At 36.4% G+C, this 13,116-nt stretch carries 14 protein-coding genes; 10 read left to right on the top strand and 4 right to left on the bottom strand.

From position 1 onward, the window contains the following. Positions 1-51 precede the first annotated feature (51 nt). Positions 52-1,299, top strand: coding sequence for a hypothetical protein (locus tag AACT42_RS11255; protein ID WP_094134253.1), 1,248 nt, complete (start codon positions 52-54; stop codon positions 1,297-1,299). Positions 1,300-1,372: 73 nt separating this feature from the next. Here the strand turns inward: AACT42_RS11255 and AACT42_RS11250 are convergent, their stop codons facing one another. Further along, the gene (locus AACT42_RS11250) at positions 1,373-2,200 is read right to left on the bottom strand and encodes a hypothetical protein (protein ID WP_053319138.1); all 828 of its coding nucleotides are present in this window, start codon (positions 2,198-2,200) and stop codon (positions 1,373-1,375) included. Between the two features lie 156 nt (positions 2,201-2,356). On the opposite strand from AACT42_RS11250, the gene AACT42_RS11245 reads away from it, so the two are divergent. The 7 genes from AACT42_RS11245 (at position 2,357) to AACT42_RS11215 (ending at position 7,357) form a co-directional block, all read left to right on the top strand. Continuing rightward, a complete protein-coding gene (locus AACT42_RS11245) occupies positions 2,357-2,746 on the top strand; it encodes a hypothetical protein (protein WP_053319137.1) in 390 nt (129 codons plus the stop codon). Between the two features lie 10 nt (positions 2,747-2,756). Then, positions 2,757-3,296: a hypothetical protein gene (locus AACT42_RS11240; protein WP_053312502.1), complete on the top strand. Its 540-nt coding sequence runs from the start codon at positions 2,757-2,759 to the stop codon at positions 3,294-3,296. Between the two features lie 4 nt (positions 3,297-3,300). Continuing rightward, positions 3,301-3,579 (top strand): hypothetical protein, encoded by a 279-nt coding sequence (locus tag AACT42_RS11235; RefSeq protein ID WP_094134252.1) that lies wholly within the window; start codon positions 3,301-3,303, stop codon positions 3,577-3,579. A gap of 140 nt (positions 3,580-3,719) precedes the next feature. Further along, on the top strand, positions 3,720-4,559 hold the full coding sequence (locus tag AACT42_RS11230) for a hypothetical protein (protein ID WP_094134251.1): 840 nt from the start codon (positions 3,720-3,722) through the stop codon (positions 4,557-4,559). A gap of 94 nt (positions 4,560-4,653) precedes the next feature. Continuing rightward, a complete protein-coding gene (locus AACT42_RS11225) occupies positions 4,654-5,292 on the top strand; it encodes an RNA ligase family protein (RefSeq protein ID WP_094134250.1) in 639 nt (212 codons plus the stop codon). A gap of 12 nt (positions 5,293-5,304) precedes the next feature. Further along, positions 5,305-6,486, top strand: coding sequence for a potassium channel protein (locus tag AACT42_RS11220; protein ID WP_094134249.1), 1,182 nt, complete (start codon positions 5,305-5,307; stop codon positions 6,484-6,486). A 79-nt stretch (positions 6,487-6,565) separates the two neighbouring features. Beyond that, on the top strand, positions 6,566-7,357 hold the full coding sequence (locus AACT42_RS11215) for a hypothetical protein (protein WP_094134248.1): 792 nt from the start codon (positions 6,566-6,568) through the stop codon (positions 7,355-7,357). Positions 7,358-7,402: 45 nt separating this feature from the next. Here AACT42_RS11215 and AACT42_RS11210 read toward each other — a convergent pair whose 3' ends face one another. From AACT42_RS11210 to AACT42_RS11200, 3 genes are all read right to left on the bottom strand, one after another. Further along, positions 7,403-8,038: a hypothetical protein gene (locus tag AACT42_RS11210; protein WP_094134247.1), complete on the bottom strand. Its 636-nt coding sequence runs from the start codon at positions 8,036-8,038 to the stop codon at positions 7,403-7,405. 413 nt (positions 8,039-8,451) lie between these two features. Continuing rightward, a complete protein-coding gene (locus tag AACT42_RS11205; protein ID WP_094134246.1) occupies positions 8,452-11,013 on the bottom strand; it encodes a TerD family protein in 2,562 nt (853 codons plus the stop codon). 92 nt (positions 11,014-11,105) lie between these two features. Next, positions 11,106-11,714: a hypothetical protein gene (locus tag AACT42_RS11200; RefSeq protein WP_094134245.1), complete on the bottom strand. Its 609-nt coding sequence runs from the start codon at positions 11,712-11,714 to the stop codon at positions 11,106-11,108. Between the two features lie 315 nt (positions 11,715-12,029). On the opposite strand from AACT42_RS11200, the gene AACT42_RS11195 reads away from it, so the two are divergent. Both AACT42_RS11195 and AACT42_RS11190 read left to right on the top strand, forming a co-directional pair. Continuing rightward, positions 12,030-12,641: a hypothetical protein gene (locus AACT42_RS11195; RefSeq protein ID WP_094134244.1), complete on the top strand. Its 612-nt coding sequence runs from the start codon at positions 12,030-12,032 to the stop codon at positions 12,639-12,641. 19 nt (positions 12,642-12,660) lie between these two features. After that, a complete protein-coding gene (locus AACT42_RS11190) occupies positions 12,661-13,113 on the top strand; it encodes a hypothetical protein (protein WP_094134243.1) in 453 nt (150 codons plus the stop codon). The last annotated feature ends 3 nt before the right edge of the window (positions 13,114-13,116 follow it).

Below are 13,116 nucleotides of genomic sequence, written 5' to 3'. Positions count from 1 at the left end.
ATACTCCACATTGTTCTTTGATTTATTACATCTCTGAGAGAGGAAGTCATTATGAAGACATTGGAACAATTGGCTAACAGCACCAAAGGTCTTAAGAAAACAAAAGACGGTATAACAGCTAGCTTTGATTTATTGTACCTAGAACCAGGATACAACGTCCGTGACGTAAACATGAATCAGGTGTTTAGCTTCTCCAAATCATTTCTTCGTGGTGAGCTTATCCCTCGACTAACAGTTCAACCAATTGAACTGAACGGCAAAACGGTTCTTAAGGTTATCGATGGTCAGCACCGTTACTTTGGCTACAAGCTGGCAATGCGGGACAAATCGTTTAAAAGTGAAGGTTTGGATGTTGTCGAATTCTCTGGCAACCTACGTGAGCAAATCATTCACATGGTTCACGCGAACAGTGGTCGTAACCTGACTAACCTTGAGCTTGCAAAAGCGATGCTACGTCTACAAGAAGAGAATGAGACTCTTGATAGCATCTCGAAACTGTTCAACGTTAGCATTTCAACAGCAGCAAACAATATCGCTGTAGCGCGTTTCTCGAAAGAACATCCTGATTTCGACGTTCTTATTGATCACAACATTGTTGGTATGTCAGTGATTGCTTCAAACATCACTAAGCATAAAGAACGTGCTTACCAACGTCTATGTGGCATGATTGGTTTCGAATCACTTGACCTAGCTCCAATTCGTAACGTTCCTCAGATGACTGACAAGATAACTGAGGAAGAGTTTGAAGCGAAAATGACTAAGTACAAGTCAGAAATCGCTAAGATCAAGAAGCAAGTTGCAGCAAACATGAAGCAGCTTAAGCCTAAGAAGGTTGAAAAGGAAACTGTAGGCAATATGTCTACGCTTATTTCTGACATCACTCTTCTAATCCGTAACAGCAAACATAAGAGTAATGCAGATGGCACGGTCTCGATCCGTTTGGATGGACCGATGATCAAAGCTCTGTATCTTGCTAAAGCTGACATTGATGAAGTTGACTCGCACAACCTGAATGCTATCGAAATCGGTAAGCAACTAGGCATGTCTGAAGAAGAGCTGGCAGAATATCAAGTGGTACAGAAGCAAGCTATTGCTGAGGCTGCAAGCAAAGCTCCTGAAGCTACACTACCTGTTAATAGCTCTGAAGAGCTTGAGGAAGAAACTGGAACTCAAGTAACTGTTGATATCGTGGACGAACAACCAGTAGACGACTTCAACCAAGATCCAGGTGGTATTGATGAGTTCGACGCTTACGATCCAAACATCGACCCTCTTCTTGATGAAGAACAAACAGCATAATCGAACTTTGAAGCTTTAGCTTCTTAATAAAAAGCCATAGCACATGCTATGGCTTTTCTGTTTTTGAGCCGTATCAGTCAAAACTCAATACAGTATCAATCTCACACTCATCAGCTTCAATTAGCACCCTATCAAGCTCTGAGGATAGCTTTTGAGCATTTTCTAGAGAAAGGGTAATCCGCTTACCATCTATATTTAATGTTACTCGCTTTGGCTCTGTTGTTCTCAACTTAACTGCGATAACTTTCTGTTTCTCTTTACATGACTTTCTAACTTGATTGATCAATCCCTTTGACTTGAATATGAAGTCATTTGGATTCGGAACGCTATCAATCTCTGCTTTTAATAACTTAAGCTCAACAAAAATCTCTAGACCAAACTCCTTAGAGATTTCATCCTCATTATGATTGCACGACTTAATGAGATCCGATAAATGAATAAACCATCCATTTATAAAAGCTTTTTCTACTTTAAACTGTTTACTCTTCAGCCACATAGCTGAGCAGACTAAAACTGACAACAAGCTAATATCTATTGCTACCAGAGCATCATCAAAATAGTTACCGTCTTCCAACTTGCTTAAAGTAAGCACAGTCAAAAATGGAATTAGTGAAACCGAAATCACCTTGGTTACTGAAACTTTATTAAATTGTTTATTTTGATATAATCCCATGAGCATTGGAATTATAAATACAACAAACATAAACAAAGCCCATAAGCTGCTGGTGGATGTTAAACTTCGTATCAGGTATGAATATTCATGATCCGTGAAGAACACAACACCAACAAACAATGAAGTCATTAAGAAGTAACTAACTGAAATCATCGATAAAGCAGTGGGGTTGTTCCATTGCTCAAAAACGTATTCAGCTTCTTCTTTAATTTTTGCATAATTCATCATGGCATAAGACACACAATTACAGTATAAATGTTGATTATTAATGAATGTTTTTACTGTTTTTAAACATACATTCAATACCTTTCAGAGTCAATGTATTTTTTATGCCATATAAAAAAGAATTGACTTTTAACCCAACAAATGTAGAGTAAAGTGAAAATGAGCAATAAACCATTACTTCGATCAGATTTAGATACAAAGTACATCGCTGTTAATAAGCAAGGCGAATACAAGATATACGATAATCAAAGTGACTGCGCTGTTGATCAAGATTCTATCGTAACACCGATTAACCGACATACACGAGTCAGAACAAGCTCTGTAGAAATGTTGGCGCAGATACTTGCTGAGACGGAAGGCTATAAAGAAATAGTCACTGACCTTCCACAAGAGCATTTTGGGGTATGTCTTGATTATCTGTTTTTTAAACATCCTGAAGTATTCGAAACAACAGAACCTGCAAAACAAGAAGCATTCTGGAATACTCAGAGAATGAGACGAAAAACCATTGTTGAATCTGTAGAAGCATACTATCACCACGCAAATTAGAGAGGACAATATGTCTTTAAGATACGAACATCCTAAAATGACTTTTCATACTGATCGCGAAGATGTATCAATTGTTGCTGTATTTCTTAAGGGTGAACAGATTGTATCTACAAAGTCTATTCTGTATTTCAATAACCAAAGTGTTCCTAATAGCGGCTATATGCCATCACAGCACGGTGATCATGCTATTATCAACCTTGATGGTGCTTACCAGTCTGGCTATCAAGATATTTTGATTTTCACAATGCATGATTATCAGAATAACTTAGATCCTAGCCGATTGTTTCTTGTAAACAATGAGGTTCAACCTGCTGAACTGGCATCAGCTCGACCATTCTCAACAAAGAACATTGAGGGTGTCCAAGCAGGAATGAACTTGTGTTTTCATATCTCGCTCGATGATTATTTTAGAACGCGTCGAGTATCACTTAATCAGATCCCATCCTGGCGTTTCAGCCAGAAAAGTGGTTATTTCGAAAACACTAGTGATACCCTACAGTCGATTCTTGCTAACAGTTTTGATTATTTAAGCATTCCATTAAAGAAATAAAATTATGAATAAAAACATTGAATTAATTAATAAAAGCATTACGTACATCGTTCAAGTAATTGAGTCTTTAAACGATACTTCAGACGAATTAACAAAAGAAGCTATCGAGGGTTACGGATTTAGTGAAATCAAAGATGCTGTGAAATCCGAGGATCTATCTGAATCTACGATTCATAGCTACCTACTTTCATTAATTCATATCTTTGACGTTTTGGATGAAGAGCTTTGTATGGAGTCAGATTTTTACGACCTAAAAGATGAGGTTGAATCAATCTCTCTTTGATAGATTGTTATCATCTTATTGATTTTTCATTATTTTATTTCCGAGTTCTTTACCTTAATGCAAAATTTGAATTTAGGTGTTTACTTAATTCATTTTTTGCATTAAGGTATATACATAAGTTGAAACAAGGACTCAGAATTATGAAAAACAAAACCCTACTACTAATAATTGACGCACAAAATGATTTTTTTGACATCCCTGAAAGTGTCTTGAAATACCGCCCTACTCTTCCAGTGCCAGGGTCATGGGCTGACGCTCAGCGCCTATCCGATTTTATCAAATCGGAAAAATTCAATATCGACTCCATCTTTGCTACTTTTGATACCCATAGTGAATACGATATCAGCCACTGCTCTTACTGGATTGACTCTGAAACTGGAGAGAACCCTCTTCCGTTCACAGAAATTACCGTCGAGAGCTTTATTTCTGGTAAGCACACAACAAGCGACCCCGCGTTGAAAGAACATGCGCAAATGTACCTACAAAGCCTTAAAGACAATGGAAAGCCGAATCACTTCATTTTCCCTAACCATTGCATTCCTGGTACTGAAGGTTACGAAATTGTGGCTCCAGTAGCAGAAGCATTGGCAGAGTGGAGTAAGGCGAAAGAGAATAAGTCAATTGAACGATTCAATAAAGGTGAAAACCCTAACTATGAGTTTTTTGGACCTTTTGAATCTCAAGTTGTAGTTGAGCATGACGACGAAACCAAACTAAAAGTCGATGTCATTAAAAACATGGTGGATAACTTTGATTCCATTCTAGTTAGTGGTCAGGCGTTATCTCATTGTGTTGGAACAGGCTTGAAGCAAATCATTGACTGTATTGAAAGCAATTACAGTGAAGATGAAGCTAAATCTCATATCTCTAAAATTTCGCTGCTAACAAATACAACTTCACCAGTTGGCGGGTTTGAGCAAGTTGGGACAGAAATCATTGAGTTTTTGAAGCACAAAGGTGTTCAAATTACGGATGTATAATTAGTTTTGTTAAAAATATCTATTAACAGAGGGCTTGATTAGCCCTCTTTTTTATATATAATAAAAACAACCAATAAAATCAAAGAGATTAATAATGGAAATTTTAAAACCTAAATACCCAAGAACGTATCACTTACCGTTCAGTGAAGCGGTATTTAATGATGATAAATTAGCTGATGATTTTTCCATGATGGATGGCGAAGAAGTGTGCGTGTCAATTAAGAAAGATGGGCAATGCACAACATTCACTTCGGACTATATTCATGCTCGCTCTGCTGAGATGAATTCACACGAATCATCTACATGGGTAAAACAGCTTCATGCAAAAATCCGTTACATGATGAACCCGAATCATCGTATTTGTGGCGAAAATCTATACGCCAAACATAGTATTCATTACAAGAACCTACCCGACTACTTCATGTGCTTTAACACATGGGATCGTGATACTGACATGTGCCACTCATGGGACGAAACTGTAGAGATCTGCGAAAGTCTGGGATTAACAACAGTAGAAGTTGTATATCGCGGCATTTTCGATATGGATAAGATTAAGGCTATCTTCCAAAATCTGGATAAAGAAAAGGAAGAAGGTATCGTAGTTCGTCTAGCGCGAGGATTTCACTACGATGAATTCCAGAAATGTGTGATGAAGGCAGTTAGAAAGGGACACGTTCAGACTGATCAACACTGGTCACATCAAAAAGTCGTGCCAAACGAATTGGTTCAGTGATTTGGTGACTAAATGCTTGGTTTTCTATTTCGAATAAAGGTTTTGGAGCGTTTGGGGTTAATAAAGAACTATTCATCAAACAAATTGTTCAAAAGACCCATAATCCATGCAGCACTATTCATAACTGAATTTTTATTGATTGGTTTCTTTTATTACTACTTGGAAAATTATGTAGTTGTAGATAGCGATCCAATCAGTTTATCAAATTCATATTACTTTACCGTGATAACAGCATCGACAGTTGGATACGGGGATCACGCCCCTGGAAATGTCTTAACGCAGTGGTATGTGATTATTTTTATGATCCTGTACCTACCGACTAGATTTATCTATACCGCTGGTGTAGCTGGCTTTTTGTTTAAGCATCACAGAGAACTTAAAAAAATTGGACGATGGTTCCCTATGTTAAAGAAACACATAATTGTATATTGTGACTCATCAACTATTGAGAGAAACAACTTTTTGTGGCTTAAGCGGTTTGTGGGGCAACATCGAAAATCGCTTAAATACTGTAAGACTCCAATCTTATTAGTGAACAACAATCAAGACGCTAACAGCAGCCTAATTAACTACTTCACAGAGTTTTCAGACGAGTTGAAAGGTGTTGAGTTTGTTAATGCTAATCTGAACGAAAAGCACTTCTTTGAAAAGATTTCGATTGATCACGCGGAGCGTGTCTATATTCTCGCAGACGAAAATGATGTTTCTACTGATAGTGATGTTTTTGACATGGTTTATCGCATCGAAAAGGAAACATCCTACAGTAATGGTGTAACCGCAGAAATAGTTAACGACAGAAACCGTGAGCGTATTCGAAACTTGGGAGCAAATGTAATCCTACGACCAAATCGCTCTATGCCAGAATTATTGGTTACGTCTACAATTGCTCCTGGCGCTTCTCAAATGGTTGAAGAGATTGTTTCACGCGGAGGTGATAGCATTGAACGGTTTGAAATTGACTGTTCTGAGTTTCGATGGGGAGATGTGTTATATCAGTTATCGATGAATGATGTAGGTATAGCAACGGCAGTCATTTATAAAGATGAAAGTGTTGATTCTAATCCATGTGGTAAATCAATAATCAAGGATGCAAAAGCTCTATTAATACTTATTCATGAAATGAAAAATCGAGATTATGATCAAGTACAAAACAGGATTAATGAAGTCATTAATGACGTTTGTAGATCTAGTTAAGGTTATTTTAATTATTAAAAAGCACTCTTTTGGAGTGCTTTTTAATGTATAATTAAATAAAAACTAAATGGTAATATTAATGCTTGGTAAACATACTGTCTCAAACATCAAAATGATCGCAAAAGGTAAGCCTTCTCTCTACGTTAAATTGGGAAAAGAGCATATCACTATCAGTTTATATATGAATTGCGCTGAAAAAAATGAAGGCATCACTATAAATGAAAACCAAAAGGTTTCAGTAATTGGTTCTATTGCTGCGCTCAACACCAATGAAAGTATTGGTGGAAAAATCGCATATAGAATTTTAGGGAGTGTTGGAGCACATCCTGGTTTTGGTTCTTTGATGTATGAAGCACTTCTATATGAATTGAATACAATGTCGAAAAGTGCTGTACTGATTTCTGATAGAGAGTCAGTTAGGGGTGAGGCTGAGAATATCTATCACAAGATGAATGAATATGACGGGATTGATACTTTTAAGATCCCAGTAAACCATTCATTGTACTCTCACGATCTTCAAATAGATGTATTTGATATTATCCTAAAAAACTCCAATCTTGATGAATATATGGATTATGATGAATTCATAGAAAGAGTTGAGTCTGGAGAGATTTCACCATATGTTCTTAATATGGCGTATGCATATAATGGAAGCTCAATCGAAACTCAGAAATATTTAAATATTCTTAAACTAAATCATCAATCAAGAAATTTATCTACAAAAGTCCTCAACGACATTGAATCTGAAAGCGCAAGCTTGGGTGATTATGTAGATTGCAATCGAAATGAACTGATAGATCTGCGAGACAGGAATTTTGAAGATTATATTTATGACATAAATACTTCTAATGAAAAAGCTCTAGAGTTCTAGAGCTTTAGAAAACATAGAGACCTCAAGGTAGAGGTTTCTATATTTTTATCTATTCGGCAAATTAACCCAAACCTTAACTTTATCCATATTTGCATTAAGGTCTTCTTTTAGTTTTTTTAACTGATTCAGGTATCTTTCTCTATCTTTATGAATTACAAGACCATTGACTGCATTTCCATCCATGCACCAGATTTTATACATTGAAATCTCATCTGCAATGTCACTGGCTCTCTTTATTGAATGAAAAATCAATCGAAAATCTTTTTTATATGGAAGCCTTTTTAGTGAAGTGATTGTGAAAGGCGCTCTCTTTCCAAAACTGGTTCTACTACACTTCCCCCTTAAATAGCTATGAAGACCAGCCAGACGCTCTCTGAGCGATTCTGATAAGCATAAATCGAAGTCAGTTAGCTTGTTTGGGTTTTTGTTTATCAGTTTTTCTAAGCACTCTATGGTATCAATAACATTCACTGGCAAAGCCACTTTCTCAAGCTCAGAAACCTTTCGCTCAAGCTTATTAATTACTGTTTCCTTATCGTTTTCTTTGCTCATAGACCTGATCATGACAATCTTTTGATTAAGAATGTTCTTTAGGTGTAGTGCGACGATAATATCCTCAGTAGTTATCAAATCCCGATTTTTTTCTAAAATTCCTTGATATATCAGCTCATAATCTTTCATTTATTAACCCCTTATCGCCAATTTTATTATTTTATAAAAGCAAAAAGCACCCTTCTGGGTGCTTTTATCGGAAATTAAACTCTCTATGATCAAATATGCAATTTTAATTTTGTAAGTTAGAAGGAAGAAAGTTTTGTGCCGTGCAATCTCTAATGAGATACCATTAGACGCTAGAAAGTATCTAATGGTATCGCAACAAAGTTGCGAATCATGGAAATTGAATTCTCTATCAGAGTTTTTTTGAAAGAAAAAATATAGTTAGAAGGAAGAAAATTCTAAGCCATGATATAGAAACTCAAAGTCATCTCTAAGCTTCCATGTTGTAAATACTACTCTAAAGGTATTCTAAATGCAATCTTTTTTATCTTTAAATTAAAAGCCCATTCAATTGAATGGGCTTTTTTATTACAACCTTAATCTACAAGCCATTTACCCATTACGGTATCTAATTGCATGGCAAAATCCATATCGAATCTAAAGTCAATTTCGTGCCTCACGACTTCATCATTAACGATTTCTTCAATAGGTTTATCTACTAAAGTGACACGTTGACCTCTTGCAACAGCATTCGCTAACACCAAGTCGTACATCGTAGGATTTGTACGGCTCATTGCTTCCGTTGATTTAGCGATATTAATCATCTTTTTAGATTCTGTGCTGGAGTTTAGACCATCGGCTCTAGTCGAAGAGTCCATATCGCAAACGAAGTAAGACATATCCTGGACATCCAAGATTAAAGGAACGCAACCTTTGCTTTCTCCAACAAGGTCAAGTTTCTGACTAACAGAAGATGGTTCAAACAACTCACCAACTTTAGCATCCTTTCTTTCCATCACTCCAACAAAGGCATTGTAATCTTCAAATTTACCGCCGCTGAAGATATTAACGAACATAACTACATATCGGATACCCATGTCAGCGCATTTTTTGATATTGATATCAATACACTCAGCAGCGCCCAATGGTGCATCTTGAATATCGCCACTGAACCTAGCCCATTCGTCCTGACTCCAATCAGAGTATGTATCCTCTGGCTCACAATCCCAGTATGTCCAATACCCAATATCTTTCATTGTGTTCCAGCTTTCATCAAGCGCTTTTGCACTCAAGTCAAAATCAACTTCACCTTTCCAGTACATGAACATACGCAGGATGTCAGCATCTTTCTCTAAAGGAATTCGGCTACCTCTTGGATAAAGTGATAGTGAGGAAGCCATAGATCGCATGGAAAGCGGAAGAACAATGTTCTTTAATGCTGGATCAATGTAAACAGTACCCAAGGATTCTTTTTGAGATAGCCGATTGTTGATTTCTGCTAATAAACATAATGATACTTTATTAGCATTAGCTTGACTCAGTGAATCTCGCTTATCCTCTTCAAGATAGAAAAGTTTAGCTCGGTTTCCTTTTGGAATGAAGTATCGGTATCCTTCATTTACCACAGGGCTATTAAAATAAGCTCTTAGTTGGAATAACTGACTAATCTTCAATTCATGAACAACTGATTTTTCTAAAGCATTAATTACAATTTCGGTGTAATCATCGCCTAAAGCATCGCCAATTCTCAACATCAAATCGATATTTCTGGCAAACTCTCCTGGTCGTGAAGAAAGCAAGCTTACCAAAGCTGTGAATGCTTCACCTCTTTCTTTTAAATCAGTAGCAAGCTTTTCAGAAGATTCAACACTTTCATGTTTTTCCGAACACATGGCTAGGAGAGTTTTTAGTGTTTTATCACCAACAGTATCACCAATAGTTACTTTCAAAGATGTGTTGTGTAAATGAATTTCCACGTCTTTTTTAGGGATAGTTCCTTTTGGAGTCTGCTGAACACCCATAGCATCCATCAACAGAGCTTCTTTCTTCGAGTTAAAAGTCTTGATACTTTTATGGTCGTTGCGTAGGACATTGAAAGCATGTGCAGCATGAGGATACTTGTTTGATTCAGCTCCAACATGTAAGTATCGACCTAAGGCTAAGAAAAGCCCTCTACGACGAATCATGTCTTCCATAAGCATATGTCTATCTAATAGAGTCATAACCAACTTACGTTGCTTTCTGGACAGCTTAAATCTGATTTTCTTACATGCCTCAAGAGAAACATCAAAACCACTCAGGTAAGCTGCTAATCGCAACACATCCGTATATGTTTTGAATTTGTCTCTCATAAGCCCAATAGCATCTGGCAAGTGTTCAGAAATCACTCCAGTAAGAAAGCAAAGTTGTTCTTTATGTGCAATCGAAACAGGAATGTATTCAAGAGCCTCTTCTTTGAATGTAATAATGACTTGCTTAACAAACTCTTTATCAAAAGCCGTAACTGATGTGCTTGATACTAGTAAGTTGCCGAAAACCTCAAATAAATCAGCTTTAGATGCTAGTCCAACATTTGATAACTTAACGATGTTATCGTTAAGAGAAAATTCAACAGTTCCTTGCTTTTCACCTTCTACATTGTCGGATAATCCCTCGACTTGATGCTGGCATACAGGGCAAGCATTGAACATGGATAAGTCGAATAATTGATCATCGAAAGAACAACCGCATGGTAGCTTGACCTGAAGTGAAGTAGGTTTGGCATTTAAGCCGAAGATGTGGCTAAAAATCACTCCAGCTCGGTTATCATGGTAAGAACGATCTTGAGCTGTATAAGGGAAGTTGGCGTGAAGAGTCACAAAATTATTAAGATCACCTTTTGCTTCAGAAAGCGTATAGATAAGTGATTTGGCTTCTTCAATCAAAGATTCTTCTGAAAGCTGTTTTAACGAAAGCTTTAAATGTGCTGACATGACGTAACCTAGACGCAGCATCTCTGTGTCTATCTCATCAAAAATCTCTTTAGCGATTTCAGCGCTCACAGGGTTGGAAGATGATTCGCTCTTTACATAGTACGCACTACGCTTTGAAAGCATTATTGATTGTAAGTGTTGAAAGTTCGAATTATCTTGATTTTCTGTTTGCACATGAGTTTTCATGAAGAATCCTTTAGATTGACTAGATTTTATTTAATTTAATTTAATTAGCCATTAACCATAACGTTATGACAATTATTAATCAATATAAAAAGTTAAAATATAAGCACGTATTCTAAGGATAGCTGAGACTCACTCATACTCTTTTGATACATACCCTTTTTTGATCCGAATGCGTCAAAATCCTTTACGACCTTAATCCCAAAATTTATAGTTGAATGCTCTGAGATCGGTTGGATTGTATTGAATGAAATTTGAGACATCATTACGGGAACGCCTGTCTTTTCAATTACCAAAGCATTGTTCGCAAGAAGATTTCTCATGGATTCATCAGTTTTAAATGATAGTACCGCGCCCACACCCATAGACAGACTGGTTCTTTCATCAAACTGAATCTTTCTATTCAGAAAATACTGCTGATATTGCTTAGCGTTTTGAGTTCCTTGCAAATCATCACCGCCGAAATCTATAAGTCTCGATACCACTTCAATCTCGAAGAATGACATTTTTAAAAATCGACATACCGTGTTTTGCTCACTGAACATTGAAATTTTCATATCCACAATGTCATAACTTTTCATGAGATCATCGGCAATTTTAGAAAAATTGAATGGATCTGACGGTTCGACTCCTGTCTTATCCATTGCATTCGCTCTTGCACAGCCGAGCATTAAAATCATACAGATTAGTAATGAGTATCGCATTCAGCATTTCCCTTACAGATCAAAAAACCCTGGCTTAATAGCTAAGGTTTTCTTAATACCTAAAAATTAGGATTTGTCTTTGGACTCTTTCTTAGCTTGTTGAGCAACATGCTTTTTAACATCATCCATCATTTGAAGTGCTTTCTTAGCACCAACGCGCTTAGCCATAGTTAAATCCTTACTTTAATTGATTAATTTTTTTGTCATTGGTATTGCTTACCAACCACCCAAATATTAAAATAAATAAAAACCAAGTCAAGCATTATTTACTTTAAAAACAATAACTGTATAATAAACACTCAAAGAGAATGAAACATGATTTTTTTCAATGCAATTTTCAGTATAGCGATAGCTATAGGCTGTTACTTTCAATTCGTACCTTACTACCTTGCTGGGATCATCGCCTTCCTACTTGTTTACTACGCCTCTGAATACGTTGACGGACTAAGGCAAAAGTTTTCTGATAATGAAACTGCTTGGAAAAACGACACGAAAGTAACCAAGATAACAAACTACGATAAATATCGCTCGATGAATAATGCAATTGAACGAAGTGTAAGAATCTCAATTACTTCTTTGATACCGCTCTTAAGTGCATTCTATGTTGCTAATACTGCAAATCAAGGAATAACAGTTATTGCTTTCGGCTCATTTGTGTCGCTGATCATGTATGGAACATTTATCAGTTCCATAGTAAGGGCTTCAATTCAAAGTAACCTATACGACGATCTACACACGGCAGCAGTGAGAAAACAAAGAGAGCTAGACGAGATAAAAAATCCGTCTAAATACAAAGCTGTAGATCTCAGTAAAGATTCAAAAGTTGAAAGTTCAGTTTCTCACTTGATTGAAATTTCTTCACAGAACACTTCAAAATTAGATACTATAATTTCAGCCTTAGAGAAAGGCACAATCAGAAAACTATAATCGCAAAAGGTAAGATAAAGTGGATAAAAGAAATGAAAGAAATCTGAGTTTAAGAATTGTTTTACTTGTCACAGCTTTCTGTGCTTTTAGTACGTTAGGCTTCTCATTTTTTAAAGACGTAAAAACGGCTCAATACGAACAAAGGCAAGCTCAGTTTCAAAAAACTGATAGCATGAAAGAGATCGCTAAAAATGAGTTTGAAAGGATTGGAACTGTCGAGCAATCATATGTTTACACCTATAAAGATTTTGATTCTGGTATCACTAGAGACTCAGTACATATTGTTAGGAATTTAACCCTTGTTTTAGTTAGCAATAATAAATCTTTTGCTCTGGATAGAGAGATACCCTTAATTAAGCCTGGTTCTAGCGTCTGGAAAGGCACCAAAGAAGGAATTGATTACTTATGTGTCGGTGATAAAAACGTTGTTTGTTCTACTTTAAATCCAAAAGATTTAATGTTCGCATACTAATTT

The organism is Vibrio sp. V15_P4S5T153, assembly GCF_963874485.1.
Taxonomy (GTDB): domain Bacteria; phylum Pseudomonadota; class Gammaproteobacteria; order Enterobacterales; family Vibrionaceae; genus Vibrio; species Vibrio anguillarum.
Note: the sequence above shows the minus strand (reverse complement) of the source record. Positions and strands in the feature narration are given on the sequence as shown.

What these genes read in the sequence shown, in the direction of transcription:
- AACT42_RS11255 (WP_094134253.1), top strand. Translation starts at nt 52, where the DNA reads ATGAAGACATTGGAACAATTGGCTAACAGCACCAAAGGTCTTAAGAAA.
- AACT42_RS11250 (WP_053319138.1), bottom strand. Translation starts at nt 2,200, where the DNA reads ATGATGAATTATGCAAAAATTAAAGAAGAAGCTGAATACGTTTTTGAG.
- AACT42_RS11245 (WP_053319137.1), top strand. Translation starts at nt 2,357, where the DNA reads ATGAGCAATAAACCATTACTTCGATCAGATTTAGATACAAAGTACATC.
- AACT42_RS11240 (WP_053312502.1), top strand. Translation starts at nt 2,757, where the DNA reads ATGTCTTTAAGATACGAACATCCTAAAATGACTTTTCATACTGATCGC.
- AACT42_RS11235 (WP_094134252.1), top strand. Translation starts at nt 3,301, where the DNA reads ATGAATAAAAACATTGAATTAATTAATAAAAGCATTACGTACATCGTT.
- AACT42_RS11230 (WP_094134251.1), top strand. Translation starts at nt 3,720, where the DNA reads ATGAAAAACAAAACCCTACTACTAATAATTGACGCACAAAATGATTTT.
- AACT42_RS11225 (WP_094134250.1), top strand. Translation starts at nt 4,654, where the DNA reads ATGGAAATTTTAAAACCTAAATACCCAAGAACGTATCACTTACCGTTC.
- AACT42_RS11220 (WP_094134249.1), top strand. Translation starts at nt 5,305, where the DNA reads ATGCTTGGTTTTCTATTTCGAATAAAGGTTTTGGAGCGTTTGGGGTTA.
- AACT42_RS11215 (WP_094134248.1), top strand. Translation starts at nt 6,566, where the DNA reads ATGCTTGGTAAACATACTGTCTCAAACATCAAAATGATCGCAAAAGGT.
- AACT42_RS11210 (WP_094134247.1), bottom strand. Translation starts at nt 8,038, where the DNA reads ATGAAAGATTATGAGCTGATATATCAAGGAATTTTAGAAAAAAATCGG.
- AACT42_RS11205 (WP_094134246.1), bottom strand. Translation starts at nt 11,013, where the DNA reads ATGAAAACTCATGTGCAAACAGAAAATCAAGATAATTCGAACTTTCAA.
- AACT42_RS11200 (WP_094134245.1), bottom strand. Translation starts at nt 11,714, where the DNA reads ATGCGATACTCATTACTAATCTGTATGATTTTAATGCTCGGCTGTGCA.
- AACT42_RS11195 (WP_094134244.1), top strand. Translation starts at nt 12,030, where the DNA reads ATGATTTTTTTCAATGCAATTTTCAGTATAGCGATAGCTATAGGCTGT.